This window comes from Methanococcoides seepicolus (assembly GCF_023684405.1).
Classification (GTDB): Archaea; Halobacteriota; Methanosarcinia; order Methanosarcinales; family Methanosarcinaceae; genus Methanococcoides; species Methanococcoides seepicolus.
The window spans coordinates 48,827-74,488 of the sequence record NZ_JAGSOI010000004.1; the positions used below are offsets into that span (position 1 = coordinate 48,827).

Here is a 25,662-nt window from a genome sequence, read left to right on the forward strand (position 1 = left end):
AGATAAACAATTTTGCAAGATACCGAGGTTGAACATGTCCGTAAAAAACAGATGGCAATTCTGGATAGATAGGGGAGGAACATTTACAGATGTTATTGGCAGATCTCCCGAGGGAGAGACCATCACCCATAAACTACTCTCGGAAAACCCGGAACATTATGAAGATGCAGCAATTGAAGGGATACGCCAGATGCTTGACCTAGGAGCAGATGAAACATTGCCAACAAAGGACATTGAATGCATAAAGATGGGAACAACAGTAGGTACAAATGCACTTCTTGAAAGAAAAGGCGAGAACTTTGCCCTCGTAGTAACCAAAGGGTTCAGGGATGCCCTAAGAATAGGATACCAGAATCGCCCGGAAATATTTGCACTTGACATCAAGCTCCCCGAAGTTCTATATAAAAGCGTTATAGAAGCTGAAGAGCGCTACAACTCCAAGGGTGAAGAGCTGGTCCCCCTTGATGAGGACAGATTAAGGAAAGACCTTAAAGAACTTCATGATTCTGGAATATATTCTATTGCAGTAGCTCTTATGCACTCTTATCGTTATCCGGAGCATGAACTTGCTATTGAAAGGATAGCAAAGGAGATAGGATTCACACACATTTCCCTGTCCCACAAGATCAGCCCCCTCATAAAAATAATAGGACGCGGGGAAACGACCATGGTGGACGGGTATCTTTCGCCCGTATTAAAGCGCTATGTTGACAGGATACATTCAATATTGCGATCCAATGGAGATAACACCAGCCTTTTGTTCATGCAATCCAACGGAGGGCTGACACAGGCGACTTCTTTCAGAGGCAAGGACAGCATCCTGTCAGGTCCTGCCGGAGGTATCGTTGGGGCAGCAACTGTATCAGAAGTTGCCGGATTCAAGGAGATCATAAGTTTCGATATGGGCGGGACTTCCACGGACGTAGCACACTATAACGGAGAATATGAGCGCTCATTTGAGAACGAGATTGACGGAATTCACCTATATTCCCCAATGATGCATATTCACACAGTCGCCGCAGGTGGCGGGTCGATCCTACACTATGAAAATGGAAGATTTCAGGTAGGACCCAATTCTGCAGGATCAGAACCCGGGCCTGCATGCTACAGGAAAGGCGGACCTCTGACGGTCACTGATTGTAATGTGATGCTCTCAAAAGTAATCCCAGAATATTTCCCACAGGTTTTCGGGGATTCAGGCACATTGCCCCTCGATACAGGAACTGTTCACACAAAGTTTGAGGAAATGGCATCGAAGGTATCGGAAGGATCAGGCAAGAGCATATCTCCTGAAGAAGTGGCAGAGGGATTTTTGACAGTCGCAGTCGAGAACATGGGAAATGCCATCAAGAAAATATCAACACAGAGAGGATACGATCTTAAAAGTTATACACTCTGTTGTTTCGGAGGAGCTGGTGCACAACATGCCTGCCTTGTCGCGGATTCACTGGGAATGAGCACGATCTTCATCCACCCATATGCAGGGGTGCTTTCAGCATATGGCATGGGACTGGCAGACCAGAGAATGATACTTGAAAGGTCCGCGGAAAAGGACCTGAATGCCGACACTATAGAGCAAATGCGAGAACTATTCATTGAAATGGAAACTGAAGGATATCAGTCAATGCAGCAGCAGGGTGTCTCACCTGACAGGCTCATCGCCAAAAAGAAAGTGCATGTGAGATACAGCGGCACGGACACTCCGCTGGAGATAGAGTTCGGAAGTACGAAGGACATAACAACAAGATTCTTTGAGGCCCACAGGAAGCGTTTTGGTTTTGTCATGGAAAACAGGGAACTTGTGGTTTCAGCAGCATCCGTGGAGATGATAGGAGCAAATGAGATCCATATTGAAAGGAAAAAGATGGAAACTTCTGAGAATGGATCAAGCCCATGTGGGACAGTACAGATGTACACCGGTGAAAGATATCATACTGCAAATATCTACGACCGCTGCTGTTTGGATACCGGACATTCCGTAACAGGACCCGCCCTTATCATTGAAGATAATACTACGATAATCGTTGAACCCCTGTGGAAAGCGGACATAACCGCTCTTGACAATATTGTCCTCACGCGTACAGTGCCACCAGAAGAACATGTTGCTCTCGGGACAGAGGTCGATCCGATCATGCTTGAAGTATTCAACAACCGTTTCATGTCAATTGCGCAGCAGATGGGATATAGCCTTCAAAACACCGCATATTCGGTCAATATCAAAGAGAGGCTTGATTTTTCCTGTGCGATCTTCGACCATGAAGGAAATCTCATCGCTAACGCACCTCACATACCAGTACACCTTGGATCAATGGAAGAATCGATCAAAGCAGTGATCAGGAACAGAAAGGGGAGAATGAATGAAAAGGATGCATATATGTTAAACTCCCCATATGCCGGCGGCACGCACCTTCCTGACATTACTGTTGTATCCCCGGTATTCTGCGGGTCGGAAAAAGTGCAATTCTATGTTGCATCAAGAGGTCATCATGCCGATATCGGAGGAATCAGCCCGGGTTCGATGCCACCTAAAAGCAGGTTCATCTTTGAAGAGGGGATATTGATAGATGATCTCAAACTTATGGACAGGGGATATTTCAGGGAAACTGAAATTACAGAACTCCTAAATAGTGGCGAGTATCCCGTACGCAATCATCACCAGAACATCGCTGACCTCAGGGCACAGGTCGCTGCAAATGAAAAAGGCATACAACACCTTGAGCAGATGGTGGAGAAATATTCGCTGCCAACGGTTATGGCGTATATGCAGCATGTGCAGGATAACGCCGAAGAGGCTGTAAGGAAGGTAATCGAGGTCCTGCATGACGGAGAATTCACTTACAAACTCGATGATGACAGTCATATTCACGCAAATATCAAGATCGATAAGAATGACCGCTCAGCAACTATTGACCTTACAGGAACGTCACCGCAGCAGGATAATAATTTCAATGCCCCTGCATCCGTATGTAAGGCTGCCGTACTCTATGTTTTCCGCACGCTTGTAAAGGACAATATCCCATTGAACGCAGGATGTCTGAAACCCCTCAGAATAATAATACCGGAAGGATGTTTATTGAACCCGTCCCACCCTGCAGCAGTTGCAGCAGGAAATGTGGAAACCTCACAGTATATCGTGGATACCCTCTATGGCGCACTGGGAATCATGGCAGCATCCCAGGGAACCATGAACAATTTCACCTTTGGAAACCAGGAATTCCAGTATTATGAGACCATCTGCGGCGGTTCAGGTGCAGGAGACGGATTCAATGGTGTCGATGCTGTACAGACCCATATGACAAACTCCAGAATGACCGATCCCGAAGTCCTTGAATTGCGTTTTCCGGTGCTCCTTGAAGAATATTCCATAAGGAAGGGAAGCGGAGGGGAAGGAGAATACTGCGGAGGAAATGGTGTTATCCGTAAAATGCGATTCCTTGAGGAAATGAAAGCAGCAATAATATCCTCGCACCGGAAATATCCTCCTTTTGGTTCAAACGGCGGTTCCGAAGCGGAATGTGGTAAGAACCTGGTGATCAGGAAGGACGGAAGGACACAGGAAATGGAACCAACCGCTGAGGTGGATATGGAAGAAGGGGATGTGTTCGTGGTAGAAACTCCCGGTGGCGGCGGTTTTGGGAAAAAGGGGTGATACTGATTTACTGAGGAAGATGATCATTGACACGCCTTATGACGAATGGAAGAAAATGGAGATAGAATTCCTGATATATCTTCCACCATATTCCCCAGACATAAATCCAATAGAGCATATATGTAAAAGTATAAAGAGAGTTATTTCATCTATAATCATCATTGACACAAATCATATGAAGCAGCTGATATTTGATGCGTTCATCAAATATTCATCAAATATTCATCAAAGATTAGTTTTGCAAAGAGATGGATTGAAAAGTTTGTTGATGAAGATTATAAGCGAAAAATATTAGGTTATTGACTATAATTATGCGAACTTTGAGGGATTGGTGGGAAAGATATGAGGTGTGAGTTATGGTTTACATGTATTTGAAAAAGCAAAACTAAGCAAAAAGTGATAAAATATGGACGATAAAAACGCTATGATTGCTATTGATGAAATATCCCTGATGGATATGCTTGAACCGGATAATGCGGTAATTCTGGGGCTTGAGAGTCTTGAGGATAAAGAGGAAGAATACTCTCAATATCTTGGTACGTTCGAATACACGATTGCTTATTATTACTATGAACGTGACAAAAAGATAACTGATAGGGAAATCATCAAATTACTGACATATATAAAATATAATCTGGATAAGAAGCTCAACTATTTTACCCATTCGCTTGGATCAGAACTTATTGCGAATTTAGTGGAAGTAATTGAGGATAAACCAATAACTGTTCATAAATTTAAACTGGCGATTGATTATGTACTCACATCTATCGATAACCGCTCGTGGATGTCGGACAGGCAGGCATATTTAAAATGGATTTGCTATTACTCTGACATTAACACATCAGCAGACGATGCTATGTATGTTAAACAGATAAAAAGGCTTGGAAAAAAATATGATATCTCTCTGGAGATGATCGAATCTCTTTTGGTAAAAGCAAAAGATTTAGAAGATGAAGATGAAGATGAATATCTTGATCCGGAACAGGTAGCTCGTATTGAAGATTTTCTTGCACTGAACGACGATGAAAGGTTCGATTATTTGGTAGAGAACAGCCCCGAGAATTTAGATATCTTCATGTCATATCTATTTGAACTTGAAGAAAAAGGTGAATTTGAGATTATGCAAAAGCTGGCAAAAAGGTTTAGTAAGAAATTTGGTGAGATGTTCACACTACACCTTAAACTTGGTGATTTCTTTTTCATATCTCATCCTAACATTGCCAGAGGTTATTACGACAAAGCACTTTCTGCTTTGGAAAAAGTGGATTTAATTCCCGATGATCTAAAGTTAGAAATTTCAGAGGATATTAAAAATAATATTAAGGAATGTAACAAAATCAATTCATAAAAATCTCAATTACAAAGGTGAAGTTCATGGATACGGATTCAATATTCGTTCCTCCTGAACATGCTCAGGAGATCATAGATTATTTCCAACCGCTTAATCCTTACAGCCTTGATATTGATTTGTTGAAACCTGAAAAAGAAGATATGTGGTCTTATGGCATATCCTCTAAACGTTATGCCCTTTACACTTATGAGAATGGAATTATCAAGTTCATGGAAGGTGAGAGATCTTTTAAATTGCATGGACTTGGACATTTAACAAATCCGTTTCCAAAGGCTGTTGATGATTGGCAGGCTGAGATATGGGAAGATATTCTCACGTTGCATTATGGTAAATTCTCAGGAACGGATATTGAAGAGAAGTATTCAGGCTTGTATGCTATCTCAAGGCTTACTGTTTCAACATCCAATGTCCTGAGAAGGTTCAAGGGATTCAATGCAGATAAGGAATGGAAAGACCAGATCAAGCCGTTCAATTTCTATCTTGTTGGATTCAAAGCAATTGAGGAAGATGGTAAGGCGGTAAAGCCTTTAGCCCCTTTCTCTAATGATCCTCAAAAGGCTGTTTATGAACCATTTATTGATTATGGAACTGGAGAGATTAGGGAAGGATCACATTATTTCAAGCCATTAAGCAGGACAATAACGCAGTATGTGGAACATCTTGAGCATAAGTTCGATGGTGAGATTGGAGTACTTGAAAGAAAGCATGTTCATGTTGATGGAATTGTTTACATTGGAAAGGAAGCCAATAATATTGATGAACAGGAATTGGATGTGAAGAAGGTTCAAGAGTTTATTGATGTAGAAGAGATCAAGAGAAAGATTCTTGAGATGCCACAGAAGGAAGCTGAGATACTTGGTGTTGGAAGAAGTACTTTTCAGGATATTAAGAAGAGGATAAGGGATGGGGGATATGTAAATTTATGCACTCCAGCTCTAAAAAAAATAATGGTAGAATTTACTTAAAAAACCTTTAATTTGATGCTTTATTTTTTGAAGTCCCTATAATTTCAAACTTTTCCGGTAAGGTCAGTTTACACTTTTCATTTAAAATTACTTGGGATTTGTGAGTGTATTGACCAAACTCATCATTTATTTTTATATCAGGTGCTTTTGTTAGAACAACAGCATTAATGCTATCGCTGAAATGTTCTTTTATTTTTCTTTCAAGGATATCGAAATCTTGTGGTTGGAAATTATTAGGGTTTATTTCGATATAAATAATTCCAGGCAAATCAGACCTTAATTGTTTTTTTGCTTTTCTAATTGTTCTTATTACCGAGTTAACCCGATCAGGTAATTCTTTCGATTTGAAGCATATGATTTTTGGGTTTTTAATTAAAGAATTTTTAGATATGCCTTCTTCATTTGATTGAAAACTAACATATTCACTTTCAAAGTATTCTTCTCTTTTGAAATCTTCTGTAAATGAAGATGTTAAAATCTCATCGTTCTCTGCTATCTTTTTTAATTCAACTGAAAAACCTAATTTATGTTTAAATACTCCTTCTTTTTGTTCCTTTAACAAATCTATTGTATAGGAAAGACATTTTTTAGCTGAAACATCGCTGGGATCTTTTTCGAATCGTATGATTGATAGATAATTGATATCACTTTCTGTCATAAAATTAAGAGTTTTGATTGCTAACTCGTCCCAATGCAACTTGTTCGTTTTATCTCTCTTGCTCATATCTTCTTTCTTTTTACATTCAATTTGAATCATTGAATTGTCTAACTTTATATACAAGTCAGGTGTTTTTTTGCTAGCAGTTTTGACAAAATTTGTATTATAGTTAAAACTGTAAACTGAAGCAATTTGAAGCTCATATTTTACATTATCATATTCGTCAGGGTTTTTAAATCGTTTTTTTAACTCTTGAATAGAAGTCCCAACCATTTCTCCTTCAGAATTTACTAATTTAATAAATTTTAATCTTGAAAAGTAAGACCCTAAGACAACAACTTGTAACAAATCATGAGAAACAATTAAACGCTTTTTTTCTAAACATAAATCCAATTGTTTTAAAGCATTTTTCCACGTAAGTGCAAAAGGATGATAGGTAATTTTTTTTCTTAAAAAATTATGTTTTCGAGGATTTTTGTTAGGCTTTTGGGAATTTAACTTCTTGAGCTCATCAGATAACCATTCTGTTCCAAGAAATATTTGGATTTCTTTAACTGATTCTACAATATCGTTAACTTCTAAGTTTCTCATCAATTAACTCAAATTGTTATAATATGATATTAAGTTTTTTATAATGAAAACGATTCGACAAAATATTCTTGGAGAGTTCGGTTTTTTCTAGTTACCTATATCCCCAACTTTCTATGCGGGGGGTAAGATTCGAACCTATGGGGACTCAAAAATTTCTAGGAGTGACATTTTTCATCCTTACCCATATCCCCGACTTGCTATGCGAGAGAAAAAATCCGAACCTTCGTATTTAATATCAAAAGAACTCAGCCAGCGTTTTCTGACCCTTGTTCTCATGCAGGTTCCCCACACGCACACCAATGCGGCGGATATTGACAGTACTGCTATCCAGCAATTCCCCCATTATCTGATAGGAAACTTCCCGAAGCACTGACTTTTCAGCCATGGGATGATTGAGCGTATGGCTTTTGGTAACGGTCTTGAAATTAGAATATATGACGGTTATAGTAACTGATCTGAAAGAAACACTCCTTGCAGTAACTTTACTGAACACATCATCTAAAAGCTCATCCAGCAGGGAGAGCACCAGATCGCTTTTGCGGGTATCATGGGTAAGGGAGGCCATCCTGCCGATCTGGTCAGAACTGGTCTTCTCCTTAACAGGATCGTCATCGATGCCTGATGCAGCCATCTTGAGCCACGTACCCCGGGTCTTCCCGAAAATGGAGATCAGCTCCTGAACATCGTGCCCGGCAAGATCTTCCACGATATCGATACCCATACCGGCAAGTTTTTCCTCCGTGACCTTTCCGATACCCCATAATTTTGCCACAGGCATCTTCCTGAGGAAACCATCCACCTCATCCTCCCTTATAACAGTGATACCGTCCGGCTTCTGACGGGATGATGCCATCTTGGCGATTATCTTGTTAGGACCTATGCCCACCGAACATGTAAGGCCCTCCAGCTCCTTTACACCTTCCTTGATGCTCTGTGCGATCTGCTGTGCCTTATCAAGATCTCCCCCTGAGGTAGCCGTCACTTCAAGGAAGGCCTCATCGATACCTAACTTCTCGAAAAGTTCCCCGTCATTGTCAGCATAGGACCTGAGTATTTCCATTATACTGTCCGAAACTTCAGAATAGAAGGGTTTTCTCACCGGCAAAAAAACAGCATCCGGTTTGACAGCCTTTGCAAGACGACAGGGCATAGCGGAGTGAATGCCTGCATCCCTTGCAGCATAGTTGCAGGTACTGACAGCACCCCCTTCCTCGCCACGATTGGAATACATACAGACCACGACCGCTTTTCCCCTAAGGGAAGGGTCTTCACGCTCTTCTATGGCGGCATAGAAATAATCCATATCTACATGAAGGATAATGCGGGACATTGTAAGAACTAGTATCCATAAAGTCAGTTAAAGGATGTGGTAAGCGGAGTGGAAATAAAGTTATTGATGAGGGTTTTTCATTCAATCCAGCCTTGAAGGGCAGAGTTTTGAAACCAGACAAACGGTACATTGAGGTTTTTTTGCATCACATACCCTGCGCCCATGAAGGATAAGTGTCATTGACAGATCGTCCCAGTCCTTTTGATCTACAAGCTTCATAAGGTCCTGTTCTATCTTCTTCGGGTCAGTGTTCTCAGTAAGCCCCAACTTGCCGGAAACCCTTTTCACATGCGTATCCACGGCAATGCCTTCCACCTTACCGAATCCCCTTGCAAGAACGATATTGGCTGTCTTTCGAGCAACTCCCGGAAGGGTTGTAAGCTCTTCCATGGTGTCAGGCACCTTGCCATTGAAATCTGAAAGGATCAGTTGTGATGTCCTTTTTATGTTCTTCGATTTGGCACGGTAAAAACCGGTAGAGTATATCTCTTTTTCAAGTATATCTAGGTCAGCCGCTGCAAGAGCTTCCGCATTCGTATATTTCCTGAACAGCTCATTTGTCACTTTATTGACCTGCGTATCGGTACACTGTGCCGAAAGGATAGTAGCTATCAGTAACTCGAACTCATTGCTGTAATCCAGCTCAGGTTGAGGGTCAGGGTATTCTTTTTTCAGGATAGACCAGATAAGGTCAAAGTTTGCAGTATTGTCCATCACTATCGCCAGAGGAACTTTGTTAATACCATACAAAACGTTTTGCATGAAACGTCTAAAGCATATTTATATGATACAACAAAAATAAGTACTGTAGGAGAAGGAGGATGTTGGCGTAGTGATCGAATATTTTTTAAACCTGGTGGATACCGCCCCGGATAGGTTGATCCTTCTGAAAAGCATTGACGAGATCGTATGGGGACTTCCCCTACTTACACTACTTGTCGGGACCGGAGTTTATCTTACATTGCGTCTTGGCTTTATTCAAGTATTCAAATTACCATTGGCATTGCATTATGTTATCAAGCCTGATAGATCAGACAGGAACTACGCCGGAGATATTAGCAGCTTTGCAGCCCTTACCACCGCACTTGCCGCTACTATCGGTACAGGAAACATCGTAGGAGTTGCCACAGCCATCAAGGTCGGAGGGCCGGGAGCACTGTTCTGGATGTGGTTGGCAGCTTTTTTCGGTATGGCTACCAAATATGCCGAATCCATGCTAGCAGTCAAGTACAGAAAGATCGATGAGAACGGACAGATGTCAGGTGGTCCTATGTACTACATCACAAAAGGACTTGCTGGCAAGTTCTATGCACGCCCTCTTGCGGGTTTCTTTGCATTCAGCGGAATAGGTGTTGCATTTTTTGGGATAGGTATTTTCCCACAGGTCAATGCGATCGCAGATTCAGCTGCGATCACATTCAGCATTCCCCCGATCTACACAGCTGTTGTTATCACGGTCCTTGTGGCTTTGGTCACCATAGGAGGCATAAAGAGCATTGCCAGAGTTGCACAGGTATTTGTTCCGTTCATGGCTATCGCTTATGTTCTTGGATGTCTGCTCATCATATTTACCAATCTGGACATGCTTTCCGACACGATAAGACTGATAATAATGTCTGCATTCACCCCAACAGCAGCCACAGGAGGATTTTTAGGTGCTTCGATGTTACTTGCAGTACAGATGGGAATTGCAAGAGGAGTGTTCTCCAATGAATCAGGTCTTGGAAGCGCACCCATAGCAGCCGCAGCAGCAAAAGTGAAAGAACCTGCGAGACAGGGGCTTATTTCCATGACAGGAACATTCTTTGACACGATCATCGTCTGTACGATGACAGGAATAGTGCTTGTGATGACAGGCTCCTGGACAAGTGAATATGAAGGTGCCTACATGACCTCATACGCATTCACCACAGGTCTTGAGAGCATTGGAGCCTACATTGTAGGAATTGGTCTGATCTTCTTTGCATTTACCACCATACTTGGATGGAACTATTACGGGGAAAGATGTGTGGAGTTCCTTGTTGGTGTCAAGGGCATACTTCCTTACAAGATAGTTTACATATTGCTAGTTGGAGGAGGAGTCTACATTACCCTTGAGACCATCTGGATACTGGCAGATATCGTGAACGCATTGATGGTAATACCAAACCTCATAGCACTTCTTGCTTTGCGGAAGGTGATCGCCAGTGAGACCAGGAAATATTTTGAAGATATAGAGAAAGAGAGCTAAAGCTGCTGAAGATCATTGGTTATTGATCGAACTGAAGTTACGATAAGAAAAATAAGAAAATAAAAAGAAAAGAGGAACGGGTTTACTGTAACCCGAACTTCTCGATATTAGCGTCAGCGAGTGCCTGTATCTTCTTGATCATCTCGTCTCCACCTTCCATTGTGAAAAGGTGCTTGAAACGGCGCTGCATCTTAAGATAGTCCTCGACCGGTTTTGGGTTCTTGATCTTCTTAGCCTTGGTGAGCTCACCATCTTCCATCTCATAGAGTGGCCAGAGACATGTTTCGACTGCCAGCTTTGCGATCTCTATGGTCTTGGAGCTATCGAATCCCCATCCGGTAGTACATGGTGAATGTGCGTGCACGTAGGTAGGACCTTCGACATCGACAGCTTTCTTGACCTTCCTTATCATGTCCTTTGGATATCCGATGGATGTTGTTGTAACGTATGGAGAACCGTGTGCTACCATGATGGCTGGCATGTTCTTCTTTGGACGAATGTTACCAAAGGATACCTTACCTGCCGGACTGGTTGTGGTCGAAGCTGCAAATGGCGTTGCACCACTTCTCTGTACACCAGTGTTCATGTATGCCTCATTGTCGATACAGACGTATGTGAAGTCGTGTCCACGCTCGAATGCACCGGATATGGAACGCATACCGATATCGAGGGTTGCACCGTCACCGCCCATTGCGATGATCTTGGTCTTGCCAAACTCGCCCTTTGCTTTGAGAGCTGCCTCAATGCCTGAAGCGACTGCTGCATTGTTCTCAAAAAGGGAGTGTATAAATGGGACATTCCAGGAAGATTCCGGATATGGAGTGGTCATGACCTCAAGACATCCGGTAGGACTTACAACGATACAGTCCTCGCCTGCTGCCATGAGAGTGAACTTTGCAGCTATTGCGTCACAGCAACCTGCGCATCCCCTATGTCCTGCTTGTAAGAGTGGTTTCATAACAATTCCTCCTTCAGGTCGGTGAACTGACTTTCGACAGTGATACCTGAATCAATTACTTTCTTTGCTTCGTCAACGATGGCCTCCATGGTGCTCATTGGGATATCACGACCCCCATGACCTATCATGAAACCGATTATAGGAATATTGACATTTGTGTTGTACAAACTTCCCTTTGTCTCGGTGAACAGTGCACCCTCATTGAGGCCAAGGGAGATGTTCTTGTCCAGTGCAACAACTACTTTAGCGCCCTTGATAGCGTTCTTAATAGCTTCTGCAGGGAACGGACGGAAAGACCGTACCTTTAAGACACCTACCTTGACACCCTGTGCCCTGAGCTTGTCAACGACATCCTTGATGGTACCAACAATAGAGCCCATTGCCATGAGAATGATATCAGCATCTTCTGTCTCGTATGTGTCGATAAGACCACCATAGTGTCTGCCAAAGAGGTCATAGAACTCATCTGCAGCATCCTCTATGACCTTCAATGCCTTGTTCATTGCCTGCTGTTGCAGGTATCTGAACTCAGTGTAGGAATTAGGATCTGCAAAAGCACCGAAGGTCTTAGGGTTCTTCGGGTCGAGCTTGAACTTTGGCTCAAATGGTGGCAGATATTCTGCTACGAGATCTTCGTCAAGAAGGACCACAGGTTCATAGACATGTGACAGAATAAAACCGTCAAGACATGCCAGTACCGGAAGCAAGATATCTGGATCTTCAGCGATCTTGAATGCCTGTGCGGTCATGTCAGATGCTTCCTGAGTGTCCTCTGCGTGAAGCTGTATCCAACCGGTGTCTCTCTGGGAAATGGAATCCTGGTGGTCGTTCCAGATGTTAATAGGAGCACTTACAGCCCTGTTCACAACGGTCATTACAACAGGTAATCTCATACCTGAGACGTTGAAAAGAACCTCGTGCATGAGTTCAAGACCCTGGGATGTGGTCGCAGAATAACTCCTTGCACCTGCTGCGGAAGAACCGACAAGTGCGGAAATTGCGGAGAACTCGGATTCCACGTTGAGGTACTCACAGTTTGGTATCTCGCCATCAGCGATGAACTGGGAGATATCCTCTACAATATGGGTCTGTGGTGTAATAGGATATGCGGAAATGACATTTGGCCTGCATGCTTTTACAGCATCTGCAACAGCATACGATCCTTCAACAACGACCATATCCTTCTTGTCATTCTCAAAATTTCGTTTCATTTATTTCTCCTCCAGAACCATCTCAATAGCGTCCTTTGGACATTCGTTCGCACAAATACCGCATCCTTTACAGAAATCATAGTTGAACTCAAAGAAACCGTCATCTCTTGCATCGACTGACATGTCCGGACAAAGAAGTTCACAGAGTTTGCATTTGATACATTTGTCATAATCAAAAACTGGTCTGAATGTTCTCCAGCCACCGGTCTTGTTGACAAGAGTGGAGCCTGGTTCACAAACGCCTCCTGGTGAAATTGTCATAATTTAAGCCTCCGTCATCATATCGTAAGCTTTCTGGATAGCTTCTGCGTTCTTTTCACCGACTTTACCCGGGAAACGCTCCATAACGGCATTCTTGATGGATTCCGGATCGATAAGACCGGAAGCACCGGCGAAAGCACCTAAAAGAACAGTGTTAACAATAGGTCTGCCGATGATGTCAAGAGCGATCTTCGTAGCGTTGACGGTCATGATCTTTGCATTTGTGTTAAGATCGAAATGTTCCGGCTCAAAGTCACTGTTAATAAGAATAACACCATCATCTTTTGCACCGCTCTCTACACTGACCACTTCAAGAAGGGTTGGGTCCTGAACGATAACATAGTCTGGCTCGTATACCTGTGCCCTTAGCCTGATCGGGTCGTCATTGATCCTGGTGAATGCCTGAACAGGTGCACCACGGCGCTCGACACCGAATGCTGGAAAAGCCTGGCTGAACTTTCCATCAGCGAAAGCTGCAACCGCAAGCAATTCAGCAGCAGTAACGGAGCCCTGTCCACCCCTACCGTGTATTCGTATTTCTTTCATGTATTATTCTCCTATGACAGTGCGTGTATAATTGTACGATAATAGCAGTCAAAGTGTTTTTCAGATGGCAACAGATCAATAGCCAAGAGGGATCGGCAAAAAAGTTACCATCGTGGAGGTGACTGTTCCTCCACATACATCGACTGCCAAAAATATATATAGCAGTCTAAATGCAATGTTTAATTGTGTACAATCCTAATCTTATTTAGTCTTTTGGTGAATTGATCGAACAAAGTTCTCGGAAAAAACACCCATTTTTGCTCAAAAACACAATGCAAAGCCCATGTTAGACAATAACACGCATATACACGAGAATAATATACAAATACACATAAATATCACACCAAATCTTTTTCACACATATTCTTAACAAACTCTACAATAGAGTCTCTTGAATCCGCATATCCTATCTCGGAACGCATGCTTCGACTTCCTTTCAACCCTCTCGTGAACCACTGTACATGTGCTTTCAAATTAATATGCGAGGACAGGTCGAACTTTTCCAAAAGATCCAGATATTCCAGAAGGTCATCTCTTTTCTGCTCACATCCACACTCGAGGATCTCCCCATCGTCCAAATATCTGGATATACGATAGAACACGTGAGGATCACCCATTGCAGCCCTGCCTACCATCAATCCATCACATCCGGTATATTCCAGCACCTTTTCAGCAGATGCGCCATCCCTGATATCGCCATTGGCTATCACTGGAATGGAAAGCTCTTCTTTGATAAGCTTTGCATAACTATGGTCAGCAGTCCCGCTATAACCCAGTTCGCGGGTCCTCCCGTGGACAGTGATACCACAAACCCCCGCATCCTCAAGCCTGTGTGCGATATCAAGAGTGGCTGCACGGCTCTCCAGCACACGTATCTTTGCAGTTACAGGAGTGTCCACCCCTTCACAAAGAGTTGAGAACATATCGCTGACACGTTCAGGAGAATCAAGCAGTGCGGAACCACAGCCTGCATTGGTGATCACCGGGGCCGGACATCCAAGATTAATATCGATTATAGCCGGATGGAACATATCTTCGAGAACAAGTGCAGCTTCCGTGACCACATCTGGAGAATTGCCGAACAACTGCACACCAAAAGGACGCTCTTCATCACAGGTCATCCCACGCAGAACGGAACTGTCATTTCCATGCACAACAGCATCCGAACTTATCATTTCAGTAAAACAAAGGGATGCACCATATTTCTTGCACATGAGACGAAATGCCAGGTTCGTGACCTCTGCCAATGGTGCAAGCAAAAGGTCTCCGGGAAGGTCAACTCTGCCAAGTCTCATATTGTCAGTTCACACAAAGACATACTGATATATAAAATCAAATACTTGACAGTTCCATTCACCCTAATATACTATAATTCATACAAATGTAGTATAATAAGAGAACTACAGGTATAACCATTGCAGGAAGTGCTAAAATAAAGATCATAGCTTTTGTAGGAATGCCGGCATCAGGAAAATCCGTAGCATCCGAAGTAATAGTCGATTCAAATGTCGATGTTGTTAACATGGGCAATGTCATACGCGAAGAAGTGAAAAAGAGAGGACTTGAGCCGACCGATAGTAATACAGGCGGTGTTGCGAACGACCTTAGAGCAAAGGAAGGAATGGATGCAGTTGCCAAACGCTGCGTTCCAATGATAGAGGCTCTGGGCAAAGAACTTGTTGTGGTTGACGGAGTAAGAGGTATTGCAGAAGTGGCTTTCTTCAAGGAACACTTCGGAGAGGACTTTACCCTTGTTTTCATCGATGCACCCCTGGAATTGCGGTTTGAAAGGGTTACAAGTCGTGGAAGAAGCGATGACATGACCGATATCGAAGCCCTGAAGCAAAGGGATGAGCGTGAGCTTGGATGGGGACTTGCAGAAGCTATCAAAGTAGCCAATATCACCGTTGATAACATAGGCACCATCGAAGAGTTCAAAGAGAAGATAAATACGATACTGGAGCAAGCATGATAAACGTCAGGGTAAGTGCTATTGTCAATCCTACAGAAGATGAGGAAAAAGTAGCCGGAGCTGCCAGGAACATGTTCCCGGAAATAGAGCTCGAGATGCATGAGAGGAAATATGGCAATTTCCTTGAAGGCGAAGGAGATATCAATTCACTGAAGAACATACACGATCTTTTTAGAAAAGAGCGTATCATCGACACCGCTCGGACCCAGCTACAGAAGAACAGATGGGGAGAGCCTGAAAAGACCTTCTTTATGCTCAACAAGCAAGTTGCCACGATCGAAAGACTGAACTTTCCGGCAAAGGAAGAAACCCTCGGATCCATCCAGGTTGAGATAAATGCCGATAATGAAGAAGCAATGGACATTCTCATGGAGTGGCTTACACCGCCGACCGAAGATGGAGTTCCCCTCTTTGAGCCGGACATGCCGGAACTATAAGGTGTTGGCATGAACATCGACAATCTGAGCTTTTCCTCAAATTCCGCCCTCAGCGATTCTTTCGAATGGGTCTATGAGCTCGAGGACATAGGATACACCGGATGGGAGATCGTTCAGGAAGGAAGCCAGTGCATCACCAGTGAGAACCGGCATAAGATAGTGGAAGTACTGGAAACCACCAACCTTTATCTCTCGATGCACCTGCCGTTCTCTGACATGAACCTTGCAGGGCTTAATCCCGGGATACATGCAGAGGTGCTCAGGCAGATGAAGTATTACATTTCCCTTGCATCAGACCTTGTTGAGCTTGCAGTGGTTCACCCAGGATACCTGTCCCCCTATGGTGGAAAGGTACCTGAGAAGGCATGGGATATGAACATAAGGTCCATACAGGAACTCTGCAATACCGCCGATGAATATGGAATCTCGATAGCCGTTGAGAACATGCCAAACTTCCCCATGATATTTGGCAGGGAACCCAATGAAATGCTCAGGATGCTTTCAGATATCGATAGAGAGAATGTAGGAATGACACTGGATGTAGGTCATGCCAACACCTCTGCGATGGTGGAAGGATTCCTTGATGAATGCATCAATAAGATAATTCATGTGCATATCCATGACAACATGGGAAAAAGAGACGAGCATCTTCCCACAGGCAGTGGGACGGTAAACTGGGAATATGTGAAAAAGGGATTGGAAAACTATCAGGGAAGAATGGTGACCGAACTGAGCGATCTCGAGGAAGGAAGAAAGAGCATTGAGTTTTTAAAGCAGCTCTGAAACTGTTATGATCAATACCTTGAAACCCAACCACAGATATCAATAACTATTCAGATCATCGGCTTCAATCATCCATTCTGCCGTGACGCCTGTCGATATCATCCATCATATCCAGCATCTTCCTGATAGCTGTACGGATGGCATCGGACTGGTTCACGAACTTTTTATCATCGCCAACGTGCTTGTTAAGATCAGCAAGCAATTCCTGGGGAATGTCAACACTTACTTTTGGCATTATTCTCACCTTAGTTCAAAAGAATTCAAAGGAATTTCGTTCTACATAAACAACGATATATTATAACAATATGCCATAACGGGATGTAACAACTATACGTATTGGTAATTGTAATATGAAAAATGATGGACTATAACTTTATGGAACAAAGATAAAAGAACCCACATGAATTAAGCGGGCCGGAAGGGATTTGAACCCTCGGCCGATGGATTAAGAGTCCATCGCTCTGCCTGACTAAGCTACCGGCCCACAGTATGTGTGAGTAGCTCCCCCTACGTATTACCCATATATATACATATCGGAGTTGAGGAGAAAATCCCCTCAAACGTGCTTCACAACACAACTTGAAAGGCCAATTATCTCCACAATATCACTGTTATCCGGACTCTGTATGATCATTTGCCCTTTTTTGAGGTAAGGGATACGCGTCTCATATTCTTTCTTCACTTTCATGGCACTTATCGCAGCATCATTGGAAAGGTTCAGTATCACCCTGGAATTTATCTGCTTGAACACAGTATCATCGATATCCTGAGGGTCCTGTGTGATAAGGAACAGCCCTAATCCCTCTTTACGCCCCTGACGGGCAGCATCTGCGAACTTGGAAATGATGCGCTTTGAATGTTCCCCCGAACCTCTTGCAAGATAACGGTGAGCTTCATCCAGCACCAGTATCAAAGGAGTTTCCTTTACCACCGTATCACCGGAGGTATTCAATTTGTTATCCACAGCTACGGTCATAAGAGTCAAGGTGATGAGATCACGTATTCTCGTACTTGAGATGTATTCCGTAGGGAAGACACATACCTGCCCCTCTTTGAAGATATCGGCAAGCATTTCGGTTATAGGGGTTGCCGGCTGGTCGAACACCCTTTTGAACGAGTTGTTCTTCACCTTCCTGACAAGACCGTCATAGGAAGCTTCATGCACCTTACCGTTATCAACATAACTGCCCCGGACCCCCTCATCACTGATGTGGTCGATGAAACCGCCATAGGTATGTGCACCCGGCCTTTTAAAGAAATCCTCAAGCAACAGTTCCAGTCCGATGCCCTGTAGCTCCGTGAGTCCGGCAGCAGCTATGAGCCAGGAATTGTTCCTCACCATCTCGAAAGGAATGGTGAATTCCACTTGCTGTGCACGGGACCTGCCATTGTATGAATGCCCATCCACCTTAGCTACGAAGGTCTTTGTGGAGGGAACGCCACCAAACTCCACGTCTTCGGAGTGCATGTTGTGCTCATCCGAAGAGGTTATTTCAGGATTGTCCTCAAGGAACTGCGAATATTCATCCTGCGGGTCCATTATAACGACACATGGACGCAAATTCTTCTTCCTGCCATCACCGGTATCGCGGACATTATATCGGTTATCCGGACTCATGAACTGGCGCAGGATGTTCTTTGTAAGGAAGGTCTTTCCGGTACCGGTACTGCCGCAGATGAGCATATGCCTGAATATCAATGGATCACCCATTGAGTAGTCGTTCCGGAGATAGTAAGGCACTGTAGGAGGGGAAGCGAGGGTTCGCACGACCTCACCACCGACACTCAAGTGCCCGAGGAATATACCTTCCCTTGGAATGTTCAGACCGGTCTGTATCTTCAGTTTTTCCGTCACAGGCAGAATAGGTGTGTTCGGACGCGGGATACGGTCTGCCATGCGTCGTGTCAATGAATCTTCATTTCCTGGAGATTGTTCATACAGTATGCAGATGGGTTCAAGATAAGCAAGGAACTTGTAGTCCAGTTCTGCCGTAGTATTGCTTTTGAGCATACGGCGTGAATGGATCTCTGTTGCATCGTCCACTTCGAACTGCTGCTGATATTGAAGCTTCCATATCCTTGCGAAAAGATTCTCATCCCCATAGGGAACGATCACATATGTCCCCAGGCGCACCACATTTCTGTGGGAAGTTGTGATGTAGCCAGTGATCTTTGAGCCCGATTCGGTGACTTCGAGAGGTTCGAACCCTGTGGTCACGATACCGAAAGCAGCATCTACGTCACTTGTATCATGCGTTACTTCAACACTATATTCCTCGAAGTCGAAATTACCGGTCTGTTCCGGTGCATCCTGCACATCCGATCCAATGCTACTGTTCTTCGCATAGGCCAGCAGGTCTGAATTATCATTCATCTGTCATGTCACCCCATCTCTCTATATTATAAGTATTGTCGAACCATTGCCCTTTGAACATACCCTTCACCAGCTCCTTTTCCGACCGCCCGATCTTCGCAAGGGAATCTACCTTTGAGAGAGTTGTCGGAATGCCATTGACCGAAATATCAAAGAGGACTTTACGGGTTATAAGGTCCCGCACGGACTCATCTTTCGTGAAACCGTATGGAGCCTCTACTTTGAAAAGGACATCAAGCATTGGAACATATATCACAAAGAAAGTTATAGCGTAATCCTCCGGGTCGTGATCGTGGCGAAGGTCGATGTCTAACATCGGAGATGTGCTTTTTATCATGCCCTCATAGAATTGGTTAGGTTGCAGGAACCAGTTGGTGTAGGTTATCCAACGGCCGTTTCGTCCATTATCGCCTTTTCCGAGGGACAGAACATTCTTAAAGAACTGAGAATCCCTGAGCCAGGGAAGGTGTTTCATTCCTTTTTTGTCCCTGAGGGTTATCATTATCTGCATGTCCTCGGGATTTTTCACAAACCCGATGAGAGGCATGCCCTTTTTCATGTGATGATCCATGATGTCAATGTAGTTCTGGAGGATCTTCTTTGCGACAGGATCCTCTTTTATCCTCACTTCTTTTGATTCCACTACCATCCAGTACATCAATTGTTTAGGATATATCGGACCATCCATTATGAAGAAGCCCTTGCTGTCGAAACCCTCCATCATCCAGAGAATATGCTCCGATTCACAGAGATATAGGGCAACGTTGTGCACCATACGATCCACCCTTGTCTTGAGCAGGTCTGCCCCTATTCGGACTATCTTTGAACGTCCCTGCCCGTCATCAAAAGTATCCCATCCGGAAGTCGTGTCGATGGTTACGAGAGGACTTGCTGAATATGTTGCCGCTACGATGGTCCGTTTGGAATGCAATTCGAGGTCCGAAGGTGTCGATGCGATTCCACCATGGCAGATGTCCACATAGAGCCCGCTTCTAAATGCCATGGGGTTAGTGCTACCACTATCACAGGAGTATGTTATATCGAAAGGATCATTTGTAAGGGACATGTTGTCAATGTTCACTTTTGAACGAAACGTCTTCCCAAGTGATTTAAGTATCAACTTCCCATCATGTTCCAGTTCATTGAGCATATTTAAAAGATCGGGAAGCTCTTCAGTGCTATCATCTTCTGCGGACATCCCTATGCGATCTGCCATTTCCGACATGATCTTTATGTGAACCGGTTCAAGGGTCATGGAATGTAGATGAACAGGAACATAGATATATTTGTTTATTCTGTTATAGAATACAAATATATGGCAATATGACACTAATTGATGTCAGAACACAATACAAAAGTCCCGTAAAGTTTAACTATAAACATTACATCTAAAGGGAACCTATAGCATTGAGTTTACCGGTCACATTTGTACATTTGTGACCATTAATACAATAATGGACATCAAGAGGCACTAAGTGCCTCAAACATATATTAATAATAAAATTATAATGAGGATTGATAATGGGTAAAACAGGCAGCATTAATTGGGTTAAGGTAAAAGGAAGGAAAGGAAAAATAATCAAAGTGCAGAGAGCTTTCGGAGCAAAGGCACACCCAGGACCAGCACAGAGATTCAGCAGCAGCGGTGCTAAGAGAAGGTTCCTCAAGAGATCACCAAAATCTATTGTAAACTGATCTTACTATTTTAAAGGGCTGCATTGCAGTCCTTTACACAATAGTTCCCTTAATGGGACTAAACTTTTTTTTGAGCGGAAAGATTCCGATTATTGCATTTCCATTAGCAGCTGCTTTGTATCATTAGCAGTAGCAGTAGTGAGACCACAGTTAGGGAGCACTCTGATAATTATATATGAAGGAAGCTTCTCAAAGTAATCATAAATCACAGATTCAGTAAGCTTTATATAGAACTACAAACATGTAAAAACGACCTGAATTCCAGGAAATTATATTGATCTATGTTTAATATAGGAGGTTAAAACACATGGCAGGACAGATGTCAGGACAGCCTATCTTCATTTTAAGAGAAGGTAACCAGAGAACAAGAGGCAGAGATGCCCAGAGCAACAACATCATGGCTGCAAAGGCAGTCGCTGAGGCAGTAAGAACAACACTTGGTCCAAAAGGTATGGACAAGATGCTTGTCGACTCCCTTGGAGATGTAGTTATCACAAACGATGGCGCAACTATCCTTAAGGAAATGGATATCGAGCACCCAGCAGCAAAGATGATCGTAGAGGTCGCTAAAACACAGGACGATGAAGTCGGAGACGGAACAACTACCGCCGCTGTCATTACCGGTGAGCTCCTCAAGAAAGCAGAAGAGATGATCGAGCAGGACGTACACCCAACAATCATCGCAGCTGGTTACAGAATGGCTTCAGTAAAGGCAGGAGAGATCCTCAAGGGCCTTGCAAAGAAGGTAACCATCGACAACAAGGATATCCTCACCAGCATTTCCGACACAGCAATGACCGGAAAGGGCGCAGAGGCAACAAAGGACGTACTCTCAAAGATCGCTGTTGACGCGATCGTAAGCATCGTTGACAGGGACAATGAAAACACTGTCGAGATCGAGAATGTCAAGGTCGAGAAGAAGGTCGGCGGACGTATCGATGACTCCGAGCTTATCGAAGGTATGATCCTTGACAAAGAAAGGGTACACGCTAACATGCCAAAGAAGGTAGAAGGCGCAAAGATCGCACTCCTCAACAGTGCTATCGAGCTCAAGGAAACAGAGGTTGACGCTGAGATCTCTATCACATCTCCTGAACAGCTTCAGTCATTCCTCGACCAGGAAGAAGCCATGCTCAAGAGCCTTGTTACCAGTATTACAAAGACCGGTGCAAACGTTGTATTCTGCCAGAAAGGTATCGATGATATGGCACAGCACTACCTTGCAAAGGAAGGTATCTTTGCAGTAAGGCGTGTCAAGAAGAGCGACATGGAGAAACTTGTACGCTCCACAAGTGCTAAGCTCGTAACCAACATCGAAGAGATGACAGCAGAAGACCTTGGTGCAGCAGAACTTGTCGAAGAGAAGAAGATCGGTGGCGACAGCATGACCTTCATCACAGGCTGTGTCAATCCAAAGTCAGTATCCATCCTCCTCCGTGGCGGTACAGAGCACGTTATCGACAACATCGAGAGAGCACTCAACGATGCACTTCGTGTAGTCGCTGTAGCTATCGAAGATGAAAAGCTTGTTGCTGGCGGCGGAGCACCTGAAGTAGAGGTTGCACTCAGACTCAACGAGTATGCATCAACCCTCAGCGGAAGAGAGCAGCTTGCAGTCAAAGCATTCGCAGAAGCACTTGAGGTCGTTCCAAGAACCCTTGCAGAGAACGCAGGTCTTGACCCCATAGACATGCTCGTAGAACTTCGTGCACACCACGAGAGAGGCATAAAGACCGCTGGTCTTAACGTCTACTCCGGCACTGTCATTGACATGTGGGAAGAAGGCGTTGTTGAGCCACTCAGGGTAAAGACCCAGGCTATCAACTCCGGTACAGAAGCAGCAGTAATGATCCTCAGGATCGACGACATCATTGCATCATCCAGAGCACCACCAATGCCAGAAGGCGGCGCGGGTGGAATGGGCGGCATGCCTCCAATGATGTAAGTTCAATGGAACAATAACATATCAGGGCGTATTTTACGTCCTTACCTACTTTTTTATTTATTAATACAAAGCTGACCGAGCAGCTGTAGCTTTATAGTTCCAATAAAGCAAAGAACAACAGATAAAAAACGTGAATTGGGAACAGTTTATGAGCTATGCCCAGTCTCCAACTCGATCCCAATCGGACAGTGGTCCGAACCCATCACATCAGACAGAATATAAGCAGACCTTATCCTGTCCTTCAGGCCTCCACTGGCAAAAAAATAATCGATCCTCCAACCAACATTCCTATCCCTTGCCCGGGTCTTCATGTCCCACCAGGTATAATTTCCAGGTCCCTGCTCGAACATACGTAAGGTATCAAGATAGCCATGACCCAGGAACGTATCGATCCACTCCCTCTCCTGCGGAAGAAAACCCGATGACCTCTCGTTCTGTTTAGGGCGTGCGAGATCGATCTCCTTGTGAGCAGTGTTCACATCACCACAAATAATTACGTTCTTACCGGCATCTTTCATCGAATCGGCAACTTCCATGAACGCATTATAGAAATCCATCTTATATTCCAATCGTTCATCTGAAGCCTTACCATTCGGAAAATATATATTGAACAAAACAAAATCCTCGAACTCTGCAATGAGGGTCCTTCCTTCCCTATCGAACCGGGGAACTCCAAGCCCATACTTTACCTCGACCGGCGGGACCTTAGTATAGATCCCAACACCACTGTAACCCTTCCTTTCAGCAGAGAAAAAATAAGGTACATAGCCATGAATATGCCTCAGCTCTTTTGGCAATTGTATTTCTGTAGCCTTCGTCTCCTGAAGACAGAGAATATCCGGCTGTGTGGCTTCCATCCATTCGACAAACCCTTTCTTTAACATTGACCTCAGGCCATTCACATTCCATGAAAGAATATATATAGAAGCCATTTACTCGCCCCCATCCACCGTTCCACTTTTCATTCCAGCCTTGCCATCCGCTTTTGCCAGAACCACTTCCGTGGACTTTATAATTGCAAATACCTCATCGCCTTCCTGAACATCGAGTCTATCCAGCATATCGGAAGTAATGATAGATGTCAGAACTTCAGGATCTATCTCGATCTTCACTTTAGAAACGAGATCCCCTTTCTCGATATCGAGGACCCGTCCGGACAACTTGTTGTGTGCAGACAATTTGAAAGAGATGTTTTCCAGAGAAGTTTCATCCCCAAAGGTCATATCAAGAAAGGACCTGCTTTCCTCATACTCACTAATGAGCTGTTTCCCGTAATCGGTCAGAAAGGTTCCCTGCCCTTTTCCACCCCTTACAGTGGTCACCACTTCATGCCCAACGCGCTCGTTCATTTTTTTCAGAATAAGCCATGCATGTTTGTAGGATATGCCAAGTATTGAGCATGCCTTCCTTAATGAACGCTCTTCATCGATGGCTTTTAGAAGTTTTACCTTCCCGGCACCAATGATAGGTTTTCCATCTTCGGTCAGCCAGACCTTAGTTCTCATTTCCAGAAACAACATCCCCCTTTCACTCAAGGCACTTAAGAATGTCTTCCGGCTGATATCTTGGTTTTATTATACGAGTCCTGCCACGCATACCCTTACCGGAAAAATCAGCATCCACATACCTTGCTTCACTAAGCTTGTTGACCATATCATAAAAACGTGTGTACCCAAGATCGGTCTTTTCGTGGAAAAGTTTGTAAAGGTCACCGGTCTGCACATCCCTGTTCTCTGCTATCAGGCAGAGCAATGTCCTCTCATCCGGTGCGAGGGACTGGACACTTCTGCGAAGATGCAGCAATCTGGAGGTATCATAGGCCTTTTCCACATCTTCGACCAGGATGGTCTTGCTTGCACGCCTCTCGGCATTCAGGCCAGCACGCTTCAAAAGATCGATTCCCACACGCAGATCCCCTGTAAGATCGACATATTCAACTATCGCATCCCTCACATCATCCAGCATCACATTAGGATAGAATGCAAGATCGATCCTGCCCCCGATAATATCCTGAAGTTCACTGTAATTGTACCGGGGGAAAGCTATCTCTTCAGGAAGAAAAACGGAATTGACCTTAGGGTCGAACTGATAGAGCTTTCCCGTATCACTCACAATTGCAATGACACCTACTTTTGCTCCCGGATATTGTTCATGTGCCCTGAGAAGGGAATACATTACCTCATCCGCGTGCCCTTCATGATAGAGATAATTGATATCATCAAGACAAAGCACAAGCGTCTTTTCCTTCTCGATAAGATAGTTCATCACCTTTTCGAACAGTTTAATGAAAGCAACGCCAGAAGACGGAGGGGACACGTTAAAGAGACCTTGGTATACCCTCGTGATCACAGCAAATTTCGTAGAATCCATCTGGCAGTTCACTTTGATGAATACAATATCATCCGAATGCTTTTTCATCTCTTTAAAGACCTTCAGCACAGTTGTGGTCTTTCCAGTACCAGGAGGACCACTTATCAAACTGTTTATCGGACGCATGCCACGAAGGGCCGGACGCAGACTGTACATCAGAGACTGCGTCTGCGACTCACGGTGTGAAAAATGGTCGGGAAGGTAATCAAGTTCAAGCACATTCCCATCCTTGAACAAAGTCTCATCCCACATCAGCATATCCTTACCCATGTACAGTATCTCCTAAAATTAAAGTTCTAATATATTAACTGTGAAAATACATAATAGCCTTTTCCT

The 25,662-nt window shown here is 43.9% G+C and carries 24 protein-coding genes and 1 tRNA gene; 10 read left to right on the top strand and 15 right to left on the bottom strand.

The window, feature by feature from the left end; genetic code table 11:
* The first annotated feature begins 34 nt into the window (after window positions 1–34).
* The 4 genes from KDK67_RS01815 (at window position 35) to KDK67_RS01830 (ending at window position 5,965) form a co-directional block, all read left to right on the top strand.
* Window positions 35–3,649 (top strand): hydantoinase B/oxoprolinase family protein, encoded by a 3,615-nt coding sequence (locus KDK67_RS01815; RefSeq protein ID WP_250867135.1) that lies wholly within the window; start codon window positions 35–37, stop codon window positions 3,647–3,649.
* Window positions 3,633–3,944 carry a hypothetical protein gene (locus tag KDK67_RS01820; protein ID WP_250867136.1) on the top strand — a complete coding sequence of 104 codons (312 nt, stop codon included), beginning with the start codon at window positions 3,633–3,635 and terminating at the stop codon, window positions 3,942–3,944. Before KDK67_RS01815 ends, KDK67_RS01820 begins: the two co-directional genes overlap by 17 nt.
* Before the next feature lie 111 nt (window positions 3,945–4,055).
* Window positions 4,056–4,997, top strand: coding sequence for a hypothetical protein (locus tag KDK67_RS01825; protein ID WP_250867137.1), 942 nt, complete (start codon window positions 4,056–4,058; stop codon window positions 4,995–4,997).
* 26 nt (window positions 4,998–5,023) lie between these two features.
* Window positions 5,024–5,965, top strand: a complete 942-nt coding sequence (locus KDK67_RS01830; protein WP_250867138.1) for a hypothetical protein — start codon at window positions 5,024–5,026, stop codon at window positions 5,963–5,965.
* 7 nt (window positions 5,966–5,972) lie between these two features.
* Here the strand turns inward: KDK67_RS01830 and KDK67_RS01835 are convergent, their stop codons facing one another.
* From KDK67_RS01835 to nth, 3 genes are all read right to left on the bottom strand, one after another.
* Entirely contained in the window at window positions 5,973–7,214 is a 1,242-nt protein-coding gene (locus KDK67_RS01835) for a hypothetical protein (RefSeq protein ID WP_250867139.1), read from the bottom strand.
* A gap of 235 nt (window positions 7,215–7,449) precedes the next feature.
* Entirely contained in the window at window positions 7,450–8,544 is a 1,095-nt protein-coding gene (gene dinB / locus KDK67_RS01840) for a DNA polymerase IV (protein WP_250867140.1), read from the bottom strand.
* Between the two features lie 81 nt (window positions 8,545–8,625).
* Window positions 8,626–9,306, bottom strand: coding sequence for an endonuclease III (nth, locus tag KDK67_RS01845; RefSeq protein WP_250867141.1), 681 nt, complete (start codon window positions 9,304–9,306; stop codon window positions 8,626–8,628).
* 70 nt (window positions 9,307–9,376) lie between these two features.
* Here nth and KDK67_RS01850 point away from each other — a divergent pair, with 70 nt between their 5' ends.
* Window positions 9,377–10,774, top strand: coding sequence for an alanine/glycine:cation symporter family protein (locus KDK67_RS01850; RefSeq protein WP_250867142.1), 1,398 nt, complete (start codon window positions 9,377–9,379; stop codon window positions 10,772–10,774).
* 82 nt (window positions 10,775–10,856) lie between these two features.
* Here KDK67_RS01850 and porB read toward each other — a convergent pair whose 3' ends face one another.
* The 5 genes from porB to KDK67_RS01875 all read right to left on the bottom strand — a co-directional run bounded on the left by porB (window position 10,857) and on the right by KDK67_RS01875 (window position 15,045).
* A complete protein-coding gene (gene porB, locus KDK67_RS01855) occupies window positions 10,857–11,732 on the bottom strand; it encodes a pyruvate synthase subunit PorB (protein ID WP_250867143.1) in 876 nt (291 codons plus the stop codon).
* Window positions 11,729–12,943, bottom strand: a complete 1,215-nt coding sequence (porA, locus tag KDK67_RS01860; protein WP_250867144.1) for a pyruvate synthase subunit PorA — start codon at window positions 12,941–12,943, stop codon at window positions 11,729–11,731. The genes porB and porA overlap by 4 nt, the downstream gene beginning before the upstream one ends.
* Window positions 12,944–13,204: a pyruvate synthase subunit PorD gene (gene porD / locus KDK67_RS01865; RefSeq protein ID WP_250867145.1), complete on the bottom strand. Its 261-nt coding sequence runs from the start codon at window positions 13,202–13,204 to the stop codon at window positions 12,944–12,946. It abuts the gene before it with no gap.
* Window positions 13,205–13,207: 3 nt separating this feature from the next.
* The gene (locus KDK67_RS01870) at window positions 13,208–13,750 is read right to left on the bottom strand and encodes a pyruvate ferredoxin oxidoreductase subunit gamma (protein WP_250867146.1); all 543 of its coding nucleotides are present in this window, start codon (window positions 13,748–13,750) and stop codon (window positions 13,208–13,210) included.
* 338 nt (window positions 13,751–14,088) lie between these two features.
* Window positions 14,089–15,045: a tRNA dihydrouridine synthase gene (locus KDK67_RS01875; protein WP_250867147.1), complete on the bottom strand. Its 957-nt coding sequence runs from the start codon at window positions 15,043–15,045 to the stop codon at window positions 14,089–14,091.
* A gap of 137 nt (window positions 15,046–15,182) precedes the next feature.
* Here KDK67_RS01875 and KDK67_RS01880 point away from each other — a divergent pair, with 137 nt between their 5' ends.
* Genes KDK67_RS01880 through KDK67_RS01890 form a run of 3 tightly spaced genes read left to right on the top strand, consistent with a single transcriptional unit; the run spans window position 15,183 to window position 16,942 of the window.
* Window positions 15,183–15,722: a dephospho-CoA kinase gene (locus KDK67_RS01880; protein WP_305064109.1), complete on the top strand. Its 540-nt coding sequence runs from the start codon at window positions 15,183–15,185 to the stop codon at window positions 15,720–15,722.
* Window positions 15,719–16,159, top strand: coding sequence for an RNA-binding domain-containing protein (locus KDK67_RS01885; RefSeq protein WP_250867149.1), 441 nt, complete (start codon window positions 15,719–15,721; stop codon window positions 16,157–16,159). The genes KDK67_RS01880 and KDK67_RS01885 overlap by 4 nt, the downstream gene beginning before the upstream one ends.
* Before the next feature lie 9 nt (window positions 16,160–16,168).
* Window positions 16,169–16,942 (top strand): sugar phosphate isomerase/epimerase family protein, encoded by a 774-nt coding sequence (locus KDK67_RS01890; protein ID WP_250867150.1) that lies wholly within the window; start codon window positions 16,169–16,171, stop codon window positions 16,940–16,942.
* 64 nt (window positions 16,943–17,006) lie between these two features.
* On the opposite strand, the gene KDK67_RS01895 is transcribed toward KDK67_RS01890, so the two are convergent.
* The 4 genes from KDK67_RS01895 to KDK67_RS01910 form a co-directional block, all read right to left on the bottom strand.
* The gene (locus tag KDK67_RS01895; protein WP_011500158.1) at window positions 17,007–17,177 is read right to left on the bottom strand and encodes a ribbon-helix-helix domain-containing protein; all 171 of its coding nucleotides are present in this window, start codon (window positions 17,175–17,177) and stop codon (window positions 17,007–17,009) included.
* Between the two features lie 175 nt (window positions 17,178–17,352).
* Window positions 17,353–17,426 (bottom strand) — tRNA-Lys (locus KDK67_RS01900).
* Between the two features lie 72 nt (window positions 17,427–17,498).
* Window positions 17,499–19,316: an ATP-binding protein gene (locus tag KDK67_RS01905; RefSeq protein WP_250867151.1), complete on the bottom strand. Its 1,818-nt coding sequence runs from the start codon at window positions 19,314–19,316 to the stop codon at window positions 17,499–17,501.
* Window positions 19,309–20,571 (bottom strand): DNA double-strand break repair nuclease NurA, encoded by a 1,263-nt coding sequence (locus KDK67_RS01910; RefSeq protein ID WP_250867152.1) that lies wholly within the window; start codon window positions 20,569–20,571, stop codon window positions 19,309–19,311. Before KDK67_RS01910 ends, KDK67_RS01905 begins: the two co-directional genes overlap by 8 nt.
* Window positions 20,572–20,837: 266 nt before the next feature.
* Here KDK67_RS01910 and KDK67_RS01915 point away from each other — a divergent pair, with 266 nt between their 5' ends.
* Together KDK67_RS01915 and thsA are read left to right on the top strand one after the other, a co-directional pair.
* The gene (locus KDK67_RS01915) at window positions 20,838–21,011 is read left to right on the top strand and encodes a DUF5350 domain-containing protein (RefSeq protein ID WP_011500155.1); all 174 of its coding nucleotides are present in this window, start codon (window positions 20,838–20,840) and stop codon (window positions 21,009–21,011) included.
* 307 nt (window positions 21,012–21,318) lie between these two features.
* Window positions 21,319–22,956: a thermosome subunit alpha gene (gene thsA, locus KDK67_RS01920; protein ID WP_250867153.1), complete on the top strand. Its 1,638-nt coding sequence runs from the start codon at window positions 21,319–21,321 to the stop codon at window positions 22,954–22,956.
* A gap of 146 nt (window positions 22,957–23,102) precedes the next feature.
* Here thsA and KDK67_RS01925 read toward each other — a convergent pair whose 3' ends face one another.
* The 3 genes from KDK67_RS01925 to KDK67_RS01935 are packed head-to-tail and all read right to left on the bottom strand — an operon-like array spanning window position 23,103 to window position 25,596.
* Window positions 23,103–23,888 (bottom strand): exodeoxyribonuclease III, encoded by a 786-nt coding sequence (locus tag KDK67_RS01925; protein ID WP_250867154.1) that lies wholly within the window; start codon window positions 23,886–23,888, stop codon window positions 23,103–23,105.
* Window positions 23,889–24,476 (bottom strand): TOBE domain-containing protein, encoded by a 588-nt coding sequence (locus KDK67_RS01930; protein ID WP_250867155.1) that lies wholly within the window; start codon window positions 24,474–24,476, stop codon window positions 23,889–23,891.
* A 7-nt stretch (window positions 24,477–24,483) separates the two neighbouring features.
* Window positions 24,484–25,596, bottom strand: a complete 1,113-nt coding sequence (locus KDK67_RS01935) for an ORC1-type DNA replication protein (RefSeq protein WP_250867156.1) — start codon at window positions 25,594–25,596, stop codon at window positions 24,484–24,486.
* Window positions 25,597–25,662: the final 66 nt, after the last annotated feature.